Here is a 20734-nt window from a genome sequence, read left to right on the forward strand (position 1 = left end):
ACGCTTTATCAACACAGGTCAGGGACTGACGTGACCACAATGGCTACGCTGTACCTCGACCCGTCTCTCGCCCGGGGTCTGGTTGCCGCTGTTGCCTGATCGACAAGGATCCGGCAGGTGGCATACGGGGAGGTTGTTTCATCCAAAGGGATATAGAACACGCATGAAGGCAAAGGGTTTATGGCGACTGTGGCTATCGGCGGCAGTGATACTCCTGTTTTCCAGCCTGTGTATGGCACAGGTGCAGGAAGACGAGGACACGCGCTGGTTTTCAGTCGATGCGCTCAATACCGGCCTGAGCGAGCCGCCCGATGATGTTCGGCAGAAAACGCCACGCGAGGCGATTCGCAGCCTGATGGAGCTGACCGAAAAGGAAGATTTCGCTGCCGCCGTTCATATCCTCAATCTTTCCGAGCTGAGTCCTGCAGAGCAGCAGGAAAAGGGTGAAAGGCTGGTCCGTGAACTGGGCGTAGCGCTTCGACGTGGCGAGTGGTTAAGCATGTCCGGGTTATCCGGGCGTCAGGATGCCGCCATCGAGGATCCTTCGGGGCAAAACCCCCAGGCCGGTGTGCCACGGCGCAATCTCAAGCTGGCCTCCTTTCAGGAGGATGGCGAAACCTATGACGTTCGTCTGGCCCGATATCGGGTCGGTGATGAAGAGCCGGTATGGATGATCATGCCGGAAACCGTGTCATCGATCCCGCTGTTGTATGAGATGTACGGCCCCTCCAGGTTCGAAAGCTATATTCCCGATCGTTTCAAGGGCTCCCTTGGCATGCTCAAGATATGGGAGTGGGTGGTCATTCCCATCATTCTGGCGGTGATCGGCCTGTTGGGATGGGGCGTCTACAGCCTGGCAGGCCTGATATCGCGCTGGTTGCCTGAAGGCTCGCGAAGCCTTTTCACCGGCCGAATCAGGGGGCCCCTGGCGTTTATTGTCATGTCGCTGGCCATCCAGGTACTACTGGATTATGTGGTGTCCTTCTCGGCGGTCATCACGTCGACGCTGCGCGTGGTGTTGATGGTTGTGCTGGGCTGGAGCGCCGGCACGATTGCACTTCGTCTGGTCGATACCATCATGGTACGCATGATGCGGCGGCTGGTGGGTGAAATCGATGACACCAGCCCCAAGGAAGAGCGCCGGCTGCTGACCTCGCTTTATGCGCTGCGCCGGATTGTCATCCTGATCATGGTGACGGGGGTGTCGGTCTATGTGCTGAGCCAGATTCAGATCTTTGAGACGCTGGGGCTGTCCATTCTGGCGTCGGCGAGCGTGCTGGCGGTGCTGGTAGGTATCGCAGGGCAGGCGGTGCTGGGCAATATCCTCTCGTCTTTTCAGCTATCGCTGGCCAAGCCTATCCGCATCGGTGACCTGGTGATGTTTGAAGGTCAATGGTGTTACGTGGAGGGCATCTTTTACACCTTTATCCGGTTAAGGGTCTGGAATGAACGTCGTTTGATCGTGCCGGTCACCTACTTTGCCTCAAAAGCGTTCGAGAACATGTCTGCCCAGAATACCCAGGAGTACAGAAGTCTTGAGATGAAGCTTCACCTGAGTGCCGATATTGCCTGTATTCGTGAGAAGTTCATTGAGTTCGCCAAGGAAGAAGACAGCGTTATCGAGCACGACAGGCTCCTGTGTTATGTGACCGGGCAGACCGATATGGCGCAAACGATTGCCTGCTACCTCATGACCACTGATCCAATGAGTGGCTGGACGGCGGAAATGCTGATCCGGGAACGGCTGATGGCCTTTGTGCGTGACAACCATCCCGAGTGGTGGCCCAGAGAGGTCATGGCGATTGGTCGCCATGATATTGCGCTGGGCAATGCACCGGCCACTCGTGAGGCATCGGCAGGCAGTGACAGCGAGCAGGGCGATAGTGAAGAAGGTTTCAAAAAGGATGCCAGTGAAAGCCCTGAAAGTGGCGAAAAGGACGACCAGGAAAGGAACGACGAGGAGAACGCCGAGAATGGCGGAAAAGGCGCCAATGATGGCGCTGACGAAGACGTTGATGAAAATAATGAAAAGGGTTTTAAAAAGGACGCCAGCGAAAGCCCCGAAAGTGGTGAAAAGGACGACGAAGACGACGAGGATAACGTCGAAAAAGGCGCCAGGGGTAACGCTGATAAAGGCGCTGAAAAGGGCTTTAAAAAGAACGCCAGCGAAAGCACCGAAAGTGATGAAGAGGACGACGAAAAAGGCGCCGAAGAGACCTTCAAAAGGAACGCCAAAAAAGGCGATGCCTGAGAAGGCCGGCCGTCAGGCGCTGGTAAAGGCCAGCGCCTGACGGTCCTTGATGTCCTCGCCCGCGGTGGATTCGCTGCGCTGCCCGCCTCCAGCGCTATTTCCGGTCCGTCGCATAGCGCCTGCGCGCGACGACGATGTCGCGGTGATGGCTATCGGCCCAGGTGATGAGCTGCTGCATGGGTGCCAGAAACGAGTGTCCCAGCTCGGTCAGGGTATATTCCACTCGCGGAGGCACTTCAGGGTAGAGCGTGCGGGTAATGAAACCGTCCTGCTCGAGTTGCTTGAGCGTGCGCGACAGCATTTGCCTGGAAATATCACCAATCTCGCGCATCAGGGCATTAAAGCGCAGGGTGCCCGGTGACAGCGCTTCCAGAATCAACAGACTCCATTGATTACCGATCCGATCGAGCACGTCACGAATGGGGCAGGGCTGGTCGAAAACGATCTCTTCACCATCAGACATCGCTGTCATGATCTCTCCGTCAAGGGTGTTGTTTATTGCTCGCCAGGGTAGCAGCGGTCACATTGATGTGACCGTGTCAGGTGCAGATGACTTCTTGCGCCGTCAGGGGAACTCACATAAGTTTATCTCACGGTCTGTCTTTTAGACCATGGGGACAACATGAACTCAAGGAGGTAGCTCATGGCACATGTAGCATTGATCGGGGCATCGGGTGATGCCGGGTCACGAATTCTGGCCGAACTGTCCGAACGCGGGCATCAGGTGACGGCCATTGCGCGCAATGCGGACAGGATTGCGTCGCTGCCGGGCGTGACGGCAAGGCAGGGTGATGCCGATGATCAGCAGGCGCTGGCCGCACTGCTCAAGGGTCATGATGCTGTCATCAGCGCAATACCCTTCAAGACCAGCAACGTTAAAACGCTGGTGGGTGCGGTGCGGGATGCCGGTGTCACGCGCTATCTCGTCGTCGGCGGTGCCGGCAGTCTCGAGGTGGCTTTTGAGGAGAAGCTCATCGATCAGCCGGACTTCCCCGAGGCCTACAAGCCTGAAGCGCGCGCCGGGGGCGAGTTTCTGGACTTTCTGCGCGGCGTGGAAGATCTCGACTGGACATTCCTGTCACCGTCGGCAGAGTTCGGACCCGGCGAGCGCACCGGCAAATTTCGCCTTGGCCAGGACCAGCTGCTGATCAATGACGAGGGCTCCAGCATTTCCTTTGAAGACTACGCCATCGCGATGGTGGATGAGCTTGAAAAGCCCATGTACATGCGCCAGCGCTTTACCGTCGGCTATTGATTCCCTGACCGTTTTAACCGTTCCAATCGTTACCGGAGTGTTGGCATGTCGTTATTGAAATCCCTGGGCGTCGTCACGACGGCGCTGATGCTGGCTGTCCCTGCCGTATCCTTTGCTCAATCGGAGCGTGATGTTGGGAAGGAAGAGGCGAATCGCGAACTGGTCGTCGATTTTTACAACCAGTTCTTCAACGATCACGAAACCGAGCAGAGCGGCAAGGTGCTGGCCGAGGACTACATCCAGCACAATCCGGAAGTGCCGGACGGCAAGGCGCCCTTCGTGGATTATTTCGCGGGCTACTTCAAGGAAAATCCCGAGTATAAAAGCGAGATCGTGCGCAGTGCCGCCGATGGCGATCTGGTCTGGCTGCATGTTCACTCGACCAACGGCGACCAGGATCAGGGTGAGGCCGTGGTGGATATCTTCCGCGTCGCTGACGGCAAAATCGTCGAGCACTGGGACGTGATCCAGTCGGTCCCGGAAGAGTCCGCCAACGACAACACCATGTTTTAAGACAGATTGGCCTTGCACCAGATGATGTCAGGGAGGTGACATGACCGGTAGTGCATCCGTTGAACATACCCCGCGCCGGGCACTGGTGGTCGGTGCCTCCCGCGGAATCGGGCTGGGACTGGTGCAGGTACTGCTTGCGCGTGGCTGGCAGGTGACTGCCACGGTGCGCGACAGTGCCCGCACGCCGCAGGCGCTGTCAGATTTGCGGGAGCAGCATGACAACGCGCTTGAGATCATGGAGCTTGATCTGGCGCAGTCGCCTGCCGGGCTTGCCGCATCGCTCGGGCCGAGGGCGCTGAATCTGCTGGTGATCTCGGCCGGCATCATGGGGCCGGATCACCAGCGTGCCGAGCAGGCGAGTCGCGATGAGGTCGGTGAGCTGTTCGATCTCAACGCCATGGCACCACTGCGACTGGCCCGTGCGCTGCTACCGGCCATGGCACCCGAGAGTGTGATCGGCTTTCTGAGTTCGCGCATGGGTAGCGTGTCGCTCAACGACTCGGGCGATCGTGAGCTCTATCGGGCCAGCAAGGCTGCGCTCAACAGTCTTACCCGCGGTTTCGCCGTCAACGAGGCGATTCCGGCCGGGGTGGGCGTGCTGAATCTGCACCCGGGCTGGGTGCAGACCGACATGGGGGGGGATGACGCCCCGGTGACGGTCGAGCAGAGCGTGACCGGTCTGGTCAGCGTGCTGGAAGGCGCCCTCGGGCGAGTCGAGCAGCGCTTTGTGGATTTCGAAGGGCAAACGCTGACCTGGTAGAACGTCAAATCGCCGACAGTGTCTGACGATAGAAATGGCCCATCAGGGCCATTTTTTTAAACCATGACAAGCTACCTACCGGTAGGTAGTTTTTAGGGCTAGAATGCACCACCTGACGCCTGTAGCGGTAGGGCAGGTGTTATCGATCCCCTTGTTTTCTGGAGCAGAACATATGACATCCACAACACCGGCGCTCAAGCGGGTGCTTGATGCTGCGGTGGTTCAGTTTGCCCGGCATGGCTATGAGGGCGCTTCCCTGGCTGATATCGCGGCTGACGCCGGGATTCGCAAAGCGTCTCTGTATTCGCACGTCAAAAACAAGGATGCGCTGTTCATGGCGGTCTTCAGGGATGCCCTGCAGATCGAAGAGGCCTTTGCCAGAGCGTGCTTCGCCGGCCCTGATGACGACCTGCCGGGGCAGCGCTACTGCGAATCCCTGCTGGCACGCTACAGCGAATCCGAGCACTTTCGCTTTCTGCTGCGCACCTCCTACATCTCGCCCGAGCCGCTGTTTGACGCGATTCAACAGGGCTATGAAGAGTTCATGCAGCAGCTGCTGGTGGATTTCACCAGCGCACTGCGTCGTCGCCTTGGCGACTTGCTGACCGATCAGGATGCCGAGGTCATGGGTCATGCCTGGATGGGCATGGTCGACAGCCTTCACGTGGCACTGATCTACATCGGCCAGGCGCGTTTTGAAGCGCGTCTCAACGCCCTTGAGCGTCTCATGGGCGACAGCATCGCAAGAATTGAAACAACAGGAGAAACATCATGACGGAGCAGACGGCTCGGGCCGGTGTACAGCAGGGCACCATGGGAATGGCGCTTGTCATTCTGCTGGCACTTTTGACCGCACTGGATGCCATGGCCATCGACATGTATCTGCCCGGCATGCCGATGATCGCCGAGGACTATGGGATTTCGGCCGGCAGCGTACAGCAGACGCTGTCCGTCTTTCTGGCAGGCCTGGCGCTGGGCCAGTGCCTCTACGGCCCGTTGCTGGAGCGCTACGGTCGCCGCCTGCCGCTCATGGTGGGGCTGGTCATCTTTGTGGCCGGTTCGGTAATGGCTGCCCTGGCGCCCACGCTTGAGTGGCTGCTGGTGGCGCGTTTTGCCCAGGCCATCGGCGCGGCTGCCGGACTGGTGGCCCCGCGCGCCATCGTGGCCGATGTCTGCGACGTCAAAAGCTCGGCGAAAATCTTTTCGCTGTTGATGCAGGTGATGATGATCGCCCCGGTGGTAGCCCCCATGATGGGCGGCTTCATGCTGACGCATGGCGGCTGGCGGGGCATTTTCTGGGTGCTGGCGGTGTTTGGTGCCATCGGACTGATCTGGAGTCTGATGGCCATTCCGGAGTCGCTGGCGCCCGAGCGTCGCGTGGCGCTGAGTGTGGGCGGCGTGGTACGTGGCTATCTGAGGCAGTCGCGCCGCCGGGTCTACATGGCCTACACGGCCGCCGGAGGGTTCGTGCTGGGCTCGCTTTTTACCTACATCAGCGCGTCTGCATTCGTCTTCACCGACTACTTCGGCATGACGCCGACCCATTTCAGCTATCTGTTTGCCGCCAACTCGGTCGGGCTGATTCTGGGAGGTACGCTGGCCAACGTGCTGGCCGGGCGCGGCATGACGCCGGCGCAGGTCACCTACATCGGTCTGGGCGTGCACGCCGTGGCCGGCGGGCTTTTGTATCTGGCAGTGACGGCCGGCATGGCGAGTCTTGAGGTCTATGTGGCGCTGCTGGGGCTGGCCATCGGCGCACTCGGCCTGGTGTTTGGTAACCTGACCGCGCTGACCATGAATCACGGCGGGCCACAGGCGGGCGTTGCCTCGGCGCTGATGGGTACGCTGCACTATCTGCTGGCGGCATGCGTGGGCTATGTGGTGAGTTTGGCCACCCAGGGGCCCGGCCTGATGCCGTTGACCATTGCTGTCTGCGCTGTGCTTGCCATCGTCATGTGCGTGCTGGCCGGGCGATTGATTCGCCATGACGCCAGTGAATGAATACGACGGTCGCTGGTTGTTCGTTAAGCCGCTATCTTTTTTGTGACGTCGGGTGCCGGGCACCCACACGCAAGCAACAGGGAAACGACCCATGAGTGATCAGGAATACACACCGCCCACGGTCTGGGAACCGAAAGAGAGTGGCGGCAAGTTTGCCAGCATCAACCGTCCGGTGGCCGGGCCTACCCATGACAAGGCACTGTCAGTGGGCAAGCATCCGTTTCAGCTCTACTCGCTGGCCACGCCCAACGGCGTAAAGGCCTCGATCATGCTCGAGGAGCTGCTGGCACTGGGCCATGAGGGCGCTGAATACGATGCGTGGCTGGTCGATATCGGCGAGGGGGATCAGTTCGGCAGCGGCTTTGTCGAGATCAACCCGAACTCCAAGATCCCGGCGCTGGTGGATCACACCACCGAGACGCCTACGCGGGTATTCGAGTCCGGTTCGATCCTGCTCTATCTGGCGGATAAGTTCGGCGAGCTACTGCCAGGTGAACACAGAGCGCGTACCGAAACCATGAACTGGCTGTTCTGGCAGATGGGCAGCGCACCGTTTCTGGGCGGTGGCTTCGGCCACTTCTACGCCTATGCGCCGGTGAAGCTCGAGTACCCGATCGATCGCTACACCATGGAAGCCAAGCGCCAGCTCGACGTGCTCAACCGTCATCTGGCTGACAACCGGTACATGGCAGGCGATGAGTACACCATTGCCGATATCGCCATCTGGTCCTGGTATGGTCAGCTGGTGCTGGGGCGTTTGTATGAAGCCGCGGCGTTCCTGCAGGTGCACACCTACGATCACGTGGTGCGCTGGGCCAAGGAGATCGACGCTCGCCCGGCCGTACAGCGTGGCCGCATGGTCAATCGCACCTTCGGTGAGCCGGAAACCCAGCTCCATGAGCGCCATGATGCGAGCGACTTCGACACGAAAACGCAGGATAAGGTCGGTCAGAACTGATCGTCCCTGGTGTTGAACGACAAGAAGCCCGGCCCCGTGCCGGGCTTTTTGATGTCTACAGCCTGAATGCGCACGCTGGCGGCAACGTGTCGCGTGTCAGCTGTCGCCCGAAAAGACGTCGCTGCGTATGCTGTGGTGATACAAGGCGCACGGATGAACCACGCAGGGGAAGCAGCAATGGAAGAGGGCAGCGTGAAGGACGAGATCCACGATGTGGTCGTGATTGGCGGCGGGGCGACAGGCCTTGCGGCTGCGCGCACTCTGGCGCGGCGCGGCAGGCGGGTGGTGCTGCTTGAGCGCGAAGCGCGCGTCGGCGGCAATATCAGCACCCGGCAGGATGGAAAGTGGCAGACCGAGATCGGCCCCAACACGCTGATCATGAAACCGCCGCTCTACCATCTGCTTGAGGAGATGGGTTTGCTCAAGGAGGTACAATCGGCCAATGCATCGGCACAGAAGCGTTTTGTGGCGATGGATGGCCATCCGGTGGCGCTGCCCACCCACCCGCTGCGCGCCCTGAATAACCCCCTGATCGGGCGCGAGGGCTGGTCACGGATCGTGCGTGAACCCTTCGTCAAGCGCAGCAGCGCGCCCGAGGAAAGCCTGGCCGGCTTTGTCGAGCGTCGCCTGGGGCGTCGGGTGCTGGAACGCATGGTCGATCCGTTTGTTTCGGGTGTGTATGCCGGTGATCCGCAACGGCTCTCGGCGCAGGCCGCCATGCCGCGTCTGGTCGCCATCGAGCGCGAACACGGCTCGTTGATTCGCGGCGGCCTGACCCGGCTCTGGCAGTCGCGCCGGGCCACTCCCGAGATGCCCGCCGAGTGGCGCGGCAAGCTGGTGAGCTTCCCGGGCGGGCTTGAGCGTCTGGCCGAGCGGCTTGGCGAGGAGATCACGACCCACGGCGGCGAGATCCAGTGTTCGTGCGAGGTGAGCACCATCAGCAAAATGGATGATGGCTGGGAGATCACCGACAGCACCGGGCGTCGCTTTCGCACGCGTGAGCTGGTACTGGCCGTTTCTGCCCCCGTAGCGATCCAGCTTCTGACGCCGCTGGATGAAGCGCTGGCGGCGCCACTTGAAGAGATCGCCTATCCGCCGGTCAACGCCGTCGCACTCGGCTTTCGCCGCGAGGACATCACGCATGCCCTTGATGGTTTCGGCGTGCTGATCCCCAGCATCGAAAAGCGCCGCACGCTGGGAGCGCTGTTCTCCTCGACCATCTTTGAAGGCCGCGCGCCCAGCGGACACTGCCTGATCAATGCCTTTATCGGCGGGCGGCGTCAGCCCGAAGCCGCCGAAGGCAGCGATGCCGATCAGGTCCAGCAGGTGCTCTACGACCTGCGCGACCTGCTGGGTATTCGCGGCGATCCGGTCTGGCAGCAGGTCAGCCGCTGGCCGCGGGCGATTCCGCAGTATGAGCTGGGCCATCTGGAGCGCATTGCACGACTGGATAGTGCGCTTGAACGCCACGCCGGGCTGCATCTGGCCGGCAACTGGCGTGACGGCATTGCGGTGGGGGATTGCCTTGAAAACGGTCGCAAGCTGGGGGAGCGACTGGCCGCGGGGTAGTCATTCAGCCGTCGAGCGCGCTGCGTACTGATCAGACACGTCTGTCGTCTTCCTGTCACATTTGTTGCCCAGGATTGTCATCTGTCAGCCACATCACACTGACCAGCCCTCCACGCTGGTCAGCGACAGAACATTTCAGGGAAACGATCCTCATGCGTATGAAGACCTGCGGTGCGCTCGCCGCATTCCTGCTGGCCCTGCCACTGGCACAGACGGCACAGGCCGAGTTTCAGCTGAGCAGCCGTTACAGCGATAACGACGGTGACATGGTCGCGGATATCCCCACCGATTCGTCTCAATGGCGTGACCCGAGCACCCTGATCTTTGCCTATACCCCGGTCGAGGACCCGGCCATGTACGCCGATGTGTGGTCGGATTTTCTCGACCACATGAGCGAGGTGACCGGCAAACGGGTGCAGTTCTTCCCGGTGCAGTCCAACGCGGCCCAGATCGAGGCGATGCGTGCCGGGCGGCTGCACGTGGCCGGTTTCAGCACCGGCACCACGCCGCTGGCGGTTGCCTGCGCGGGGTTTCGTCCCTTTATCATGATGGCCGCCGACGACGGCTCCTTTGGCTATGAAATGGAGATCATCACCTGGCCGGGCTCCGGCATTGACGATGTTGCAGGTCTCAAGGGCCGCGAAATGGCCTTTACCTCCGAGACCTCCAACTCGGGCTTCAAGGCGCCGTCGGCCATTCTGGACGCCGAGTTTGGTCTCAAGGCCGGGCGCGACTACAAGGCAGTCTTCTCGGGCGCGCATGACAGCTCGATTCTGGGAGTGGCCAATCATGACTATCCGGCTGCAGCGATTGCCAACTCGGTGCGCGATCGCATGCTCGAGCGCGGCGTGGTCAAGGCTGATCAGTTGACCTCGCTTTATACGTCACAGACTTTCCCCACCACCGGCTACGGCGTGGCCCATGACCTGAACCCCGAGCTGCAGGAGAAGATCCAGGAGGCCTTCAGGACCTTCGACTGGCAGGGCTCCGGTCTCGAGAAGGAGTTTGGACCCGGCGGTGAGGCGCAGTTCATCGACATCAACTTCAAGGATGACTGGGCCGTGATTCGCACCATCGATGAAGCCAACGGCGTGAGCTACGAGTGCGGCTGATGTTTTTCATGCGGCTATCCCGGCCGGGCGATGGGCGCCCGGCTGTCACTCACGGAGACTTGTCATGCTGACCATCAAGGGACTCTCCAAGACCTATCGCACCGGCGATAGCGCCCTGAAAAACGTCTCTCTCACCGTGCCCGGCGGTCAGATCATCGGGCTGATCGGACCCTCGGGCGCCGGCAAGTCCACACTGATTCGCTGTATTAACCGGCTGGTCGAGCCCACGTCCGGTCAGGTGCTGCTGGGCGATATCGACCTCACCCGGCTGGGCGGGGCAGGGCTGCGTGTCCAGCGCCGGCGTATCGGGATGATCTTTCAGGAATATGCCCTGGTCGAGCGCCTGACCGTGATGGAAAACGTGCTTTCCGGTCGGCTTGGCTACGTGCCGTTCTGGCGCAGCTGGACGCGGCGCTTTCCGGGCGAGGACATTCAGCGTGCCTGGGCGCTGCTTGATCGCGTGGGTTTGATGGATCACGCCAACAAGCGCGCCGATACGCTTTCCGGCGGTCAGCGCCAGCGGGTCGGTATTGCCCGGGCACTTGCCCAAGCGCCGGAGCTTTTGCTGATCGATGAGCCCACTGCCAGTCTTGATCCGCGCACCAGCCGACAGATCATGCGCCTGCTGACCGAACTCTGCGCCGAGCGACAGCTGCCGGCCATCGTCAACATCCACGATGTACCGCTGGCCAGGCAGTTCGTGCAGCGCCTGATCGGCCTGCGCGCCGGTGAAGTCGTGTTTGACGGGCCGCCCGAGGCCCTTGATGAGGCCATGCTGACGCATATCTATGGCGAGGAAGAGTGGCAGACAAATGCACCGGAAGAGGATGACGCGCCGCCTGCACCCGCCATGCCCGAAGCACGGGCGCTGGCCTCATGAGCGCCTTGAACTATCCGCGTCACTGGAAGCGCCCGCCGCAGATCATTCATCACCCCGGCTGGCGAAGGGCCTTAAGCGTGGCGGCTGTCGTCTATCTGGTACTGGCGATCGGCTCGCTGGAGGTCGACTGGCAGCGGGTCAGCATCGGCCTTGAGCGTGGGCAGCGCTTTGTGATGGGCTTTCTGCAGCCGGATTTTGTCAGCCGTCAGCGCGATATTGTCAGTGGGCTGAGCGAAAGTTTGACCATGACGCTGACCTCGACCGTGGTCGGTATTCTCATCTCGATTCCGATCGGCATCGGCGCGGCGCGCAACCTGACGCCGCGGCCGGTCTATCTGATCTGTCGCTCGATCATCGCCGTCAGCCGCTCGCTGCAGGAGATTATCATCGCCATTTTTCTGGTGGCGATGTTCGGCTTTGGCCCCTTTGCCGGCTTTCTGACGCTGGCCTTTGCCACCATCGGCTTTCTGGCCAAGCTTCTGGCCGATGACATCGAGGAGGCAAGCAGCACACAGCTCGAAGCGATACGCGCCACCGGCGCCTCCTGGTGGCAGATGATCAACTACGCCGTTGAGCCGCAGGTGCTGCCGCGGCTGATCGGGCTGTCGCTCTATCGCCTGGACATCAATTTTCGTGAAAGCGCGGTGATCGGCATTGTCGGTGCCGGCGGCATCGGCGCCACGCTCAATACCGCCATCGATCGCTACGAGTACGACAGCGCCGGCGCGATTTTGCTGATCATCATCGCCATCGTGATGGTCTCGGAGTACGTCTCGGGTCTGGTCAGGAAATGGGTGCAATGAACGAGCCACAACACCACTCGCCACAACACTACTCGCAGCTCTGGCAGTGGCGCACGCCACGCACGAAGCTGCTGCTCTGGGCCGGCTGGCTGGCGCTGGTGGCGCTGTTTGTCTGGTGCTGGCAGGTGATGACCCAGGACACCATCTGGATGTTTGTGCAGGATGCACCGTCCCAGGCCGCCGACATCGGCAGTCGTATGGTGCCGCCGCGCTGGAGTTATCTGCCGGAGCTTTTAAAGCCGCTGTGGGACACGCTCAACATGGCCACCCTGGGCACGCTGGGCGGCGTGATCATGGCCGTGCCGGTCGCCTTTCTGGCCGCGCGCAACACCACGCCGAGTGTGGCGCTGGTGCGCCCGGTGGCGCTTTTCATCATCGTGACCTCGCGCTCGATCAACTCGCTGATCTGGGCGCTGCTGCTGGTGGCCGTCATCGGTCCGGGGCTGCTGGCCGGCATCGTGGCGATTGCGCTGCGCTCGATCGGCTTTGTAGCCAAGCTTTTGTATGAGGCGATCGAGGAGACCGACGCCCGCCAGATCGAGGCCATTACCGCCACCGGTGCCGGGCGCGCTCAGGTCCTCAACTATGGCTACCTGCCGCAGCTGCTGCCGGCCTTCTGCGGCATCTCGGTCTTTCGCTGGGACATCAACATCCGCGAGAGCGCCATCCTCGGGCTGGTCGGCGCCGGCGGTCTTGGCCTCAAACTGCAGGCCTCACTCAATGTACTCGCCTGGCCGCAGGTCACCATGATTCTTTTGTTGATTCTGGGCACGGTGGTGGTGAGTGAGTGGGTCTCGGCGCGAGTGCGGCGGGCGATTATCTAGCGTTAAACCTTATCCGGCAGGCAGGGCAATGATCAGCGCCCCGGTATTTCCCGATACCGGGGCGCTATTGGTTGCAGCCAAGTGGTTGATACCCGGGAATCACGACGCTTTGGTATCAACTATTCTTTTAAGGAATAAATACATGCTTTCGTGTCGTACTTTTTTGCCCGCACGTTAATGGCATAATCCCCGCCCAAAGCAGCGCGGCCGTCTGTCGGACTGCGCCTGGCGCGCTATGGTGTCGCGGTCGAGGCTTGTTTCTCCTCTTCAAGGATGTCTGATGAAAACCCTGTTTCATGCCTATTTAAAGGCTTCCCTGATCCTGCGCGTGACGCTGGCGCTGGTGCTGGGTGTGGTCGCCGGTCTTTTCGGCGGTGAATACGTGACCTGGCTGTCGCCACTTGGCGATCTGCTGCTGCGCCTTCTGCAGTTTCTGATCGTGCCGATCGTGCTCTTTACTCTGATGGTCGGTATCAATCAGGCCGATGTGGGCAGCATGGGGCGGATTGGGCGCAAGGTGCTGCTCTATTACGTGGTGACCACGGCGCTGGCGATCATGGTGGGGCTGGCGGTGGCCACGCTGTTTAATCCGGGGCAGGGCCTGACACTGGACACCGATGCCAGCGTCAGCGTGCCGGAAAACCCGGGGCTGGTGCAGGTGCTTTTGAATATCGTGCCCAGCAACATCGTCTCGGCGTTTGCCGAGCCCAACCTGCTGGGGATTATCTTTACCGCGGTGGTGTTTGGCCTGGCGCTGTTGTTCATGCGCAGCAGTGACGCGCAGCGCGAGCTGGGCGATCACCTCTACCGTCTGCTGGAAGGGCTCAATGCCGTGACCATGAAGGTCATGGCCGGTGTGCTGCATGTAGTGCCGATCGGCGTGTTTGCGATCGTGGCCAATACCGTCAGCCAGCAGGGGCTTGCAACCATCCTGTCGCTGGGTGACATGGTGATGGTGCTCTATATCGCGCTCGGCGTGCACCTGCTGGTCTACTGCGTATTGATGAAGCTTTTCGGCGTACGGCTGCGGGATTTCTTTCGCGAGGCGCGCACGCCCATGGCGACGGCCTTTGCGACCCAGAGCAGCACCGGCGTGCTGCCGTTGAGTCTCAATGCCGCCAATCGCATGGGACTGCCGCAGTCGCTCTACGGCTTCAGTCTGCCGCTGGGCGCGACCATCAACATGGACGGTGCGGCGATTCGTATTGCCATCTCGGCGGTATTTGCTGCCAACGTGATGGGCACGCCGCTGGATATTGCCACCATGGCGCAGATCGTGCTGATCGGCACGCTGATCTCGATCGGCACCGCCGGGGTGCCGGGGGCAGGCATCGTGATGATCGCGACCGTCTTTTCCCAGGTCGGCCTGCCGATCGAAACCGTGGCACTTCTGACCTCGATCGATGCGCTGGTGGGCATGGGCTGCACCGCGCTCAACGTCACCGGTGATCTGGCCGGTACGGCGCTGATCGCGCGCAGCGAGCGCAAGGGCCGGAAGACGTCCGGCAGAAGGAAAAGCGCTCCCGTCGAGTCCAGCAAGATGGAGCCGCGGCTGTGACCGCCACCGCCATCGATTATCTGATCATCGGCGCGGGCAGCATGGGGCTTTCGACCGCGGACTGGCTGGCCCGCCACAGTGGGGCCCGCGTGCAGCTGCTGGATGCCTTTAGTCCGCCTCATGACCAGGGTGCGCATCATGGCGAGACGCGTCTGCTGCGTCAGGCCTACGGTGAGGGCAGCAGCTACGTGCCGCTGGCCCGGCGCGCGCTTGAACTCTGGAAGCAGCTTGAAAGGGAGAGCGGCGAAACGCTCTTTCTGCCCACCGGCGTGCTCAACGTCGGCCCGCCCGAGGCGCCCTTTATTGGCCAGGTCGAGGCCAGCGCGCGCGAGCATGGCCTGGCGCTCGACAGCCTGACCGGTGATCAGGCCGCCCGGCGCTGGCCCGGCTGGGCGCTGGACGCCACCATGCACGGTGGTTTCGAGCGTGATGCTGGCGTTTTGTATGTGGAGCGCATTCTCAAATGCTGGCGCGAACGCGTTGCGCGTAGCCCGAACGTGTCGCTGGCGACCGGTGCTCAGGTGGTTCGGCTCGAGGCCGGCGAGCAGGGCGGCTGGGAAGCGGTCTGCGCCGACGGCCGACGCTTTGCGGCCGAGCGCGTGCTGCTATCGAGTGGTCAGCATCTTGCACCGCTGATGGCGGGGCTGGGGATCGAGCTGCCGCTCACCCGGGTGCGCAAGACCTTTGCCTGGTATGAGAGCGATGCGCGCTACGCGCTGGGTGACTTCCCGGGCTTCAGCCTGACCACACCATCAGGTGCCATCTATTACGGCTTTCCCGATATCGACGGCGCCGGCTTCAAGATCGGCCGCCACGATAGCGGCCAGCCGCTGCCGTCCGGCGAGACGATGGCGGCCTTTGGCGCTTGTGAGGATGATGTGGTCGAGCTTCAGCAGGTCGTGGATCGTTATTTTCCCGGTGTTGGGGCACTTCGATATGGGGCGGTGTGTCAGTACATCCGCACGCCTGATGAGCATTTTTTGATCGATGAGCTGCTGCCCGGACTGCTGGTGGCCGGAGGCTTTTCCGGTCACGGCTTCAAGTTTGCCAGCGCTCTGGGCGAGGCGCTTGGCATCTGGCTGGACCAGAACCGTCGCCTGCCGGAACTGGCCCTGTTCGCAATGACGCGCTTTTCATCGTCAGAAGGTCACCTTTCATGAGCATCATGCCGTTTACCACGCTGACCTGTCCGCTGGAGGGTGAGCCGCTGTCACGCACCGACGGTGGCTGGCGCTGCCCGCAGGGCCACACCTTTGATGTGTCACGTCAGGGCCACGTCAATCTGCTGCCGGTACAGAAAAAGCGCTCGCTGGACCCGGGTGACAGCAAGGCCATGATTGCTGCCCGCCGGCGCTTTCTGGAGGCCGGGCACTATCAGGGCATTGCCGAGGCCGTCAGCCGCCGCGTGCTTTCTCACGGTCTGGCGCATGAGTCGCTTGCCATACTCGATGCCGGCTGCGGTGAGGGCTACTACCTGCGCGCACTGGCCGGCGTCGAGTCTGCTCGCAGGCTGTCACTGCTGGGGCTGGATATCTCCAAGTGGGCGGTGCAGGCCGCCGCCGGACGTGACAAGCGCATGCAGTGGGTGGTCGGCAGCAATGCAGCGCTGCCGGTGCCGGATCAGTCTCTGGATGTGGTGCTGTGCATGTTCGGATTCCCGACGCCTGCCGAGTTTGCCCGTGTGCTGAAACCGGGTGGACTACTGCTGGAAGTCGAGGCCGGGCCCGATCATCTGATTGAGCTGCGCGAAATCATCTATCCAACGCTCAAGGCGCCGCGTGAAACGCGCCAGGCGCCAGCGCCAGGCTTTGCGTTTGATACCTTTGATGCCGTGCGCCATGAACGCTCGCTGGGGAGTGCCGAGCAGATTGCTGACCTGCTGGTCATGACGCCACATCTCTATCGGGCAAGTGCCGAAGGGCGGGCGAAGGCCTCGGCGCTTGCCCGTCTTGATGTCACGGTGGATGTGCAGCTTCGAAGCAGTCGGCGTCTTTAGCGGCGTCTTGACAGAGTCGTATCTCGCAAAACAGCCCGGCCATGGCCGGGCTGTCCTGTATCGAGTGCGCGTTTTACGGCGCTTTCTCAGGGCATCATGCCGGGCAGCATGCGCTGGTAAAGATCAAACAGAATCCACAGCGTCCCGCCACACATGATCACCAGAATCAGCACGGTGAAGAGGATCAGCAGCAGATCCTCGCGCTTGTTTTTGGCCAGCGTGATGTGCATGAAAAAGCGCAGATGCACGATGACCTGGGCCAGTGCGCAGCCCCCGATCGTGATCCACAGCGTCATGCGCTCGATATCAATGAAGGCGACCAGCCCAAAGGGGATCAGCGTCAGCACCAGCGCCAGCCCAAACCCCCACAGATAGTTTCGCTGCTCGGTTTTGCACTCGCGGGCTTCCTGCTCATTGAGCGTGCGTCTGCTCATGACAGCCCTCCCAGATAGACCAGTGAAAAAATGCCGATCCAGACGATATCCAGAAAGTGCCAGAGGATCGCCAGGCGCAGAATGCCGGTCTTGACCGGAGCGTCCAGCCCGTGGACGGCCATCTGACCCAGCAGCGCCACCAGCCAGATGCAGGCCGCGGTCACGTGCAGGCCATGCAGCGGCACCAGCGAGAAAAATGCCGAGAGATAGCCGCTTCGACTGGGCACGCCGCCCTTGTCGAACATGCTGTGAAAGTCCTTGAGCTCAAAAAAGAGAAACGCAAGGCCAAGCGCCAGCGTGACCAGCAGCCAGACCACCAGCCGCACCCTGTCTTCCCGGTACTTGAGTGCCAGGGAGGCCATGCCAAAGGTGAAGCTGCTGACCAGCAGGATCATGGTCTGGATAAAGGCGCTCTTAAGCTCGAAAAGCGCCTGTGGCCCCGGCCCGCCGGCGGTGCCGCCCAGCATGGTGACGTAGGTGGCAAACAGCAGACCAAACAGGATCAGGTCGCTCATCATGAATACCCAGAAACCGAACACCATTTCCTCGCGGGTGTCCTCTTCCTGAGCGTGCGCGGCCCCCAGATTGAGACCGGGATGGCGACTGTTGCCTTCAAGCGCGTGAGTGTCGGTTGAGCTCATTGCACGGCTCCCTCGATGGGTGGCACGGGTCGACCGTGATTGGCGGTGGTCTGCTCCAGTGAGCGGTCGATCGGGTTGGTCCGCCTGACCTGTTCCAGCCAGTGCTCATGGCTGCGCTGCACTTCATGGGCAGGAATGGTGCGGGTCGTGCTGCGCACAAAGCCGCGGGCGATCACGGCGACCAGCGTCACCAGGCCCGCACCAATCACCAGCCACCACATGTACCAGACCAGACCAAACGCCATGGCAAGACCGGTGATGCCAATGATCACGCCCATGGTGCTGTTGGCCGGCATCTCGATATCGACATAGTGGTCAGGCGCCTGCCAGCCCTGGCCGCGGTCCTTCTCGGTCATGAAGGCATCGATGCTGTAGATCTCGGGAAGCACCGGGAAGTTGTACTCCGGCGGTGGCGCGGAAACGGCCCATTCCAGCGTTCGGCCATCCCAGGGATCACCGGCAAAGACGTTGTTGGCGTGGCGGTCGCGGATGCTCACCCACAGTTGCATCAAAAGGCACAGCAGCGCGCACAGGATCACCATTGCCCCGATACCCGCCGTAATCATCCAGGGGAGATATTGCGGTTCAAAATACGCCACCGAACGGCGCGGCATGCCCATCAGCCCCAGCACGTAGAGCGGGAAGAAGGTCAGCATGAAGCCGATGATCCAGCAAAAGGCGGCCCGGTAGCCCCAGCGCTCTTCCAGACGAAAGCCGGTAGCCTTGGGGAACCAGAAGTTGGTGGCGCTGAGCATGCCGAACAAAAGCCCCGGGATCAGCATGTTGTGGAAGTGGGCAATCAGAAACAGCGAGTTGTGCACCTGATAATCCACGCTGGGGGTGGCCAGGATAATGCCGGTCATGCCGCCCAGCACGAACAGCATGATAAAACCGATGGCATAGACCATGGGTACCGACAGCCGGATACGTCCGCGGTACATGGTCAGCATCCAGTCATAGACCTTCACGCCGGTGGGAATGCCGATCAGCATGGTGGCGATACCGAAGGCGGCGTTGATGTGCGCACTCTGGCCCATGGTGAAAAAGTGATGCAGCCAGACGGTAAACGAGAGCACCGCAATGCACATGGTGGCAATGACGAGGATCCTGTAGCCGTAGATGCGCTTGCCCGAGAAGGTGGCAAATATCTCGGAGAAGATACCAAAGGGCGGCAGGATCAGGATGTAGACCTCGGGGTGACCAAAGGCCCAGAGCAGATTGACGTAGTTCATCATGTTGCCCCCCAGATCGGTGGTGAACATGTGAAAGTCGAGATAGCGATCCAGCGCCAGAAGGCCCGTGGCGACCGTCAGCGGCGGCATGCCAAAGATCATCAGGATGGCTGTACACAGCGCCGTCCAGGTAAAGAGCGGCATGCGAAAGAGTTTCATGCCCGGCGCGCGTTTCTTGAAGATGGTGACGGCGAAGTTGATGCCGGTCAGCGTTGAGGAAAGCGTGGAGAGCGTGACCGCCCAGAGCCAGTAGTCGACGCCTGCGCCCGGGTTATAGGCAAGCTCGGTGAAGGGCGGGTAGCCGGTCCAGCCGCCGGTGGAAAAGGGCGCCAGCACCAGGGAGATCATCACCAGCGCTGCCCCTGCTGCCGTCAGGCCAAGGCTTACCTGATTCATGACAGGGAAGGAGAGATCCCGCGCGCCAATCTGCAGCGGCATCACGTAGTTGATGATGCCGGTCAGAAACGGCATCGCCATGAAAAAGATCATGATGGTGCCGTGGGTGGTAAAGAGCTCACCGAAGTGCTCGGCGGTCAAGAAGCCGCCATCAAGTCCGAATGTCTGCTGGACCCGCATGAGCACGGCCTCAATGATGGCGCGTGACAGCATCACCAGGGCAATGACAATGAACATGATGCCGATCTTCTTGTGATCGGGACTGGTCAGCCACTCGGACCACAGGTATTTCCACTTGCCAAGCCAGGTCACCAGCACGATGGCCGCAAGCGCCCCCAGCACCACCATGCCGGCGGCGCCGGTGGCGATCACGCCATTGATGACGGTCATGGGGGAGTGATCGTGCAGCATGCTCCAGAAGGGCAGCGCGTCCCAGCCAAGCCGGCCAAAAATCAGGCTTGTTGCATCACTCATGGCTGCGCCTTCCTGTGCTGATGTGAGGACGATGCCGCCTCGGAAGAGGAGGATGTGTCATCGTTTGAGGGATTTTGAATCACGCTGGTACGGGTAGTGCCCAGCTGTGGCGGTGAGACGTCAAGCGCCGACCAGTCGATGGGTGAGCCGTCCATGATGGTGTGAAAGAGCCCGTTCGGTACCGAGGACAGGCGAATCACCGCGTCACTGTCACGCGTATCAAGCCCGAGGGCGCGCGCGACATCACGATTGTCACCCTTTTGGGCGATGATCTCGTAGGTGTCCTGATCCAGCGGCCGACCCTGCTCGCGGGTACGCTGAACAAACTCGGCAAAGGTATCGTCATCGACGGCGCGGGTGATAAAGCGCTGGCGGTGAAAGCCTTCGCCGTTGTACTGCATGTTCTTGCCTTCAAAGCGGCCCGGGTGATCCGCCTTGAGGTGCAGCCGGGTCACCATGCGGTTCATGACATCGATCTGACTCCCCAGCGCCGGAATAAAAAATGACTGCAGGACAGAGGCCGAGGTCAGTGAAAAGGAGATCGGGCGATCCACCGGGATGACCAGCTGGCCCAGCGTGGCGATCCCCTGGTCGGGGTAGATGAAAAGCCACTTCCAGTCATACCCCACGATCTGTATTTCCAGCGGCGGCTGGTCGCCGGCAATGGGGCGGTAAGGGTCAAGCTCCTGGGTCTGGCGCCAGACATAAACGCTCAGAATGGCCACAATCAGAATGGGTACCGCCCACATGGTGATGTCCAGCCAGCGCGACATGTACCATTTCGGACGATAGACCGCGTGGCCGCGATAGCGATAGCGCCAGAGAATCAGCGGCGTCTGTATGATGACCGGGATGACCACGAGCATCACCAGCGCAATGACGATCCAGAAATGGTAACGCTGTGCCTCGGCGACCTGACCCTGTGGGTTCATGAAGCCGGGCATGTCAGCGCCGCAGCCCGACAGCAATACCAGCAAAACGAGCAGGACATATCGGTTGCCCTGCCGGAAAAAGTATCTTGTGCGTCCTGTCACGGACATATCTCCTCAATCCTTGATGCGAGATAGTTCCCGACAC

The 20734-nt window shown here is 61.1% G+C and carries 20 protein-coding genes; 15 read left to right on the top strand and 5 right to left on the bottom strand.

Features of this window, described 5'->3' with window-relative positions; genetic code table 11:
• The first annotated feature begins 163 nt into the window (after positions 1–163).
• Positions 164–2251 carry a mechanosensitive ion channel family protein gene (locus tag IE123_RS01420; protein ID WP_189514378.1) on the top strand — a complete coding sequence of 696 codons (2088 nt, stop codon included), beginning with the start codon at positions 164–166 and terminating at the stop codon, positions 2249–2251.
• Positions 2252–2345: 94 nt separating this feature from the next.
• Here IE123_RS01420 and IE123_RS01425 read toward each other — a convergent pair whose 3' ends face one another.
• Positions 2346–2723, bottom strand: coding sequence for a winged helix-turn-helix transcriptional regulator (locus IE123_RS01425; protein ID WP_189514380.1), 378 nt, complete (start codon positions 2721–2723; stop codon positions 2346–2348).
• A gap of 171 nt (positions 2724–2894) precedes the next feature.
• Between IE123_RS01425 and IE123_RS01430 the strand changes: the two genes are divergently transcribed.
• The 14 genes from IE123_RS01430 (at position 2895) to IE123_RS01495 (ending at position 16480) form a co-directional block, all read left to right on the top strand.
• Positions 2895–3506 carry an NAD(P)-dependent oxidoreductase gene (locus IE123_RS01430; RefSeq protein ID WP_189514382.1) on the top strand — a complete coding sequence of 204 codons (612 nt, stop codon included), beginning with the start codon at positions 2895–2897 and terminating at the stop codon, positions 3504–3506.
• A gap of 45 nt (positions 3507–3551) precedes the next feature.
• Positions 3552–4019: a nuclear transport factor 2 family protein gene (locus IE123_RS01435; RefSeq protein WP_189514384.1), complete on the top strand. Its 468-nt coding sequence runs from the start codon at positions 3552–3554 to the stop codon at positions 4017–4019.
• Positions 4020–4059: 40 nt separating this feature from the next.
• Complete coding sequence (locus IE123_RS01440) at positions 4060–4779, top strand: SDR family oxidoreductase (RefSeq protein ID WP_189514386.1); 720 nt, start codon at positions 4060–4062, stop codon at positions 4777–4779.
• Positions 4780–4951: 172 nt separating this feature from the next.
• Positions 4952–5554, top strand: a complete 603-nt coding sequence (locus tag IE123_RS01445; RefSeq protein WP_189514388.1) for a TetR/AcrR family transcriptional regulator — start codon at positions 4952–4954, stop codon at positions 5552–5554.
• Positions 5551–6780, top strand: a complete 1230-nt coding sequence (locus IE123_RS01450) for a multidrug effflux MFS transporter (protein ID WP_189514390.1) — start codon at positions 5551–5553, stop codon at positions 6778–6780. The genes IE123_RS01445 and IE123_RS01450 overlap by 4 nt, the downstream gene beginning before the upstream one ends.
• A gap of 91 nt (positions 6781–6871) precedes the next feature.
• Positions 6872–7738 (top strand): glutathione-dependent disulfide-bond oxidoreductase, encoded by an 867-nt coding sequence (yghU, locus tag IE123_RS01455; protein WP_189514392.1) that lies wholly within the window; start codon positions 6872–6874, stop codon positions 7736–7738.
• Between the two features lie 153 nt (positions 7739–7891).
• A complete protein-coding gene (hemG, locus tag IE123_RS01460) occupies positions 7892–9307 on the top strand; it encodes a protoporphyrinogen oxidase (RefSeq protein WP_229819527.1) in 1416 nt (471 codons plus the stop codon).
• A gap of 152 nt (positions 9308–9459) precedes the next feature.
• A complete protein-coding gene (gene phnD, locus IE123_RS01465) occupies positions 9460–10419 on the top strand; it encodes a phosphate/phosphite/phosphonate ABC transporter substrate-binding protein (RefSeq protein WP_373295791.1) in 960 nt (319 codons plus the stop codon).
• Between the two features lie 64 nt (positions 10420–10483).
• Positions 10484–11299, top strand: coding sequence for a phosphonate ABC transporter ATP-binding protein (phnC, locus tag IE123_RS01470; RefSeq protein WP_189514394.1), 816 nt, complete (start codon positions 10484–10486; stop codon positions 11297–11299).
• Entirely contained in the window at positions 11296–12102 is an 807-nt protein-coding gene (gene phnE, locus IE123_RS01475; protein WP_189514396.1) for a phosphonate ABC transporter, permease protein PhnE, read from the top strand. Before phnC ends, phnE (IE123_RS01475) begins: the two co-directional genes overlap by 4 nt.
• A complete protein-coding gene (gene phnE / locus IE123_RS01480; protein WP_189514398.1) occupies positions 12099–12926 on the top strand; it encodes a phosphonate ABC transporter, permease protein PhnE in 828 nt (275 codons plus the stop codon). Before phnE (IE123_RS01475) ends, phnE (IE123_RS01480) begins: the two co-directional genes overlap by 4 nt.
• Positions 12927–13206: 280 nt before the next feature.
• Positions 13207–14484: a dicarboxylate/amino acid:cation symporter gene (locus tag IE123_RS01485; protein WP_189514400.1), complete on the top strand. Its 1278-nt coding sequence runs from the start codon at positions 13207–13209 to the stop codon at positions 14482–14484.
• Positions 14481–15644 (top strand): N-methyl-L-tryptophan oxidase, encoded by a 1164-nt coding sequence (gene solA / locus IE123_RS01490; RefSeq protein ID WP_189514402.1) that lies wholly within the window; start codon positions 14481–14483, stop codon positions 15642–15644. Before IE123_RS01485 ends, solA begins: the two co-directional genes overlap by 4 nt.
• Entirely contained in the window at positions 15641–16480 is an 840-nt protein-coding gene (locus tag IE123_RS01495) for a putative RNA methyltransferase (RefSeq protein ID WP_189514404.1), read from the top strand. Before solA ends, IE123_RS01495 begins: the two co-directional genes overlap by 4 nt.
• An 86-nt stretch (positions 16481–16566) precedes the next feature.
• Here IE123_RS01495 and cyoD read toward each other — a convergent pair whose 3' ends face one another.
• From cyoD to IE123_RS01515, 4 genes are read right to left on the bottom strand one after another with little or no spacing between them, the layout of a single operon-like run.
• Positions 16567–16914 (bottom strand): cytochrome o ubiquinol oxidase subunit IV, encoded by a 348-nt coding sequence (gene cyoD / locus IE123_RS01500; protein WP_189514406.1) that lies wholly within the window; start codon positions 16912–16914, stop codon positions 16567–16569.
• Entirely contained in the window at positions 16911–17555 is a 645-nt protein-coding gene (locus IE123_RS01505) for a cytochrome c oxidase subunit 3 (protein ID WP_189514408.1), read from the bottom strand. Before IE123_RS01505 ends, cyoD begins: the two co-directional genes overlap by 4 nt.
• Positions 17552–19657 carry a cbb3-type cytochrome c oxidase subunit I gene (locus tag IE123_RS01510; RefSeq protein ID WP_189514410.1) on the bottom strand — a complete coding sequence of 702 codons (2106 nt, stop codon included), beginning with the start codon at positions 19655–19657 and terminating at the stop codon, positions 17552–17554. Before IE123_RS01510 ends, IE123_RS01505 begins: the two co-directional genes overlap by 4 nt.
• Entirely contained in the window at positions 19654–20691 is a 1038-nt protein-coding gene (locus IE123_RS01515; RefSeq protein WP_189514412.1) for a cytochrome ubiquinol oxidase subunit II family protein, read from the bottom strand. The genes IE123_RS01510 and IE123_RS01515 overlap by 4 nt, the downstream gene beginning before the upstream one ends.
• Between the last annotated feature and the right edge of the window lie 43 nt (positions 20692–20734).

The sequence above is a fragment of the Kushneria pakistanensis genome, from assembly GCF_014652795.1.
GTDB lineage: Bacteria > Pseudomonadota > Gammaproteobacteria > Pseudomonadales > Halomonadaceae > Kushneria > Kushneria pakistanensis.

Bases quoted from the DNA above. Each gene is read 5' to 3' on its own strand.
- IE123_RS01430 (WP_189514382.1), top strand. From the start codon at position 2,895: ATGGCACATGTAGCATTGATCGGGGCATCGGGTGATGCCGGGTCACGA.
- yghU (WP_189514392.1), top strand. From the start codon at position 6,872: ATGAGTGATCAGGAATACACACCGCCCACGGTCTGGGAACCGAAAGAG.
- IE123_RS01420 (WP_189514378.1), top strand. From the start codon at position 164: ATGAAGGCAAAGGGTTTATGGCGACTGTGGCTATCGGCGGCAGTGATA.
- cyoD (WP_189514406.1), bottom strand. From the start codon at position 16,914: ATGAGCAGACGCACGCTCAATGAGCAGGAAGCCCGCGAGTGCAAAACC.
- IE123_RS01505 (WP_189514408.1), bottom strand. From the start codon at position 17,555: ATGAGCTCAACCGACACTCACGCGCTTGAAGGCAACAGTCGCCATCCC.
- IE123_RS01450 (WP_189514390.1), top strand. From the start codon at position 5,551: ATGACGGAGCAGACGGCTCGGGCCGGTGTACAGCAGGGCACCATGGGA.
- IE123_RS01445 (WP_189514388.1), top strand. From the start codon at position 4,952: ATGACATCCACAACACCGGCGCTCAAGCGGGTGCTTGATGCTGCGGTG.
- IE123_RS01495 (WP_189514404.1), top strand. From the start codon at position 15,641: ATGAGCATCATGCCGTTTACCACGCTGACCTGTCCGCTGGAGGGTGAG.
- hemG (WP_229819527.1), top strand. From the start codon at position 7,892: ATGAACCACGCAGGGGAAGCAGCAATGGAAGAGGGCAGCGTGAAGGAC.
- phnD (WP_373295791.1), top strand. From the start codon at position 9,460: ATGCGTATGAAGACCTGCGGTGCGCTCGCCGCATTCCTGCTGGCCCTG.
- IE123_RS01440 (WP_189514386.1), top strand. From the start codon at position 4,060: ATGACCGGTAGTGCATCCGTTGAACATACCCCGCGCCGGGCACTGGTG.
- IE123_RS01425 (WP_189514380.1), bottom strand. From the start codon at position 2,723: ATGACAGCGATGTCTGATGGTGAAGAGATCGTTTTCGACCAGCCCTGC.
- phnE (WP_189514398.1), top strand. From the start codon at position 12,099: ATGAACGAGCCACAACACCACTCGCCACAACACTACTCGCAGCTCTGG.
- IE123_RS01435 (WP_189514384.1), top strand. From the start codon at position 3,552: ATGTCGTTATTGAAATCCCTGGGCGTCGTCACGACGGCGCTGATGCTG.
- IE123_RS01485 (WP_189514400.1), top strand. From the start codon at position 13,207: ATGAAAACCCTGTTTCATGCCTATTTAAAGGCTTCCCTGATCCTGCGC.
- IE123_RS01510 (WP_189514410.1), bottom strand. From the start codon at position 19,657: ATGAGTGATGCAACAAGCCTGATTTTTGGCCGGCTTGGCTGGGACGCG.
- phnE (WP_189514396.1), top strand. From the start codon at position 11,296: ATGAGCGCCTTGAACTATCCGCGTCACTGGAAGCGCCCGCCGCAGATC.
- phnC (WP_189514394.1), top strand. From the start codon at position 10,484: ATGCTGACCATCAAGGGACTCTCCAAGACCTATCGCACCGGCGATAGC.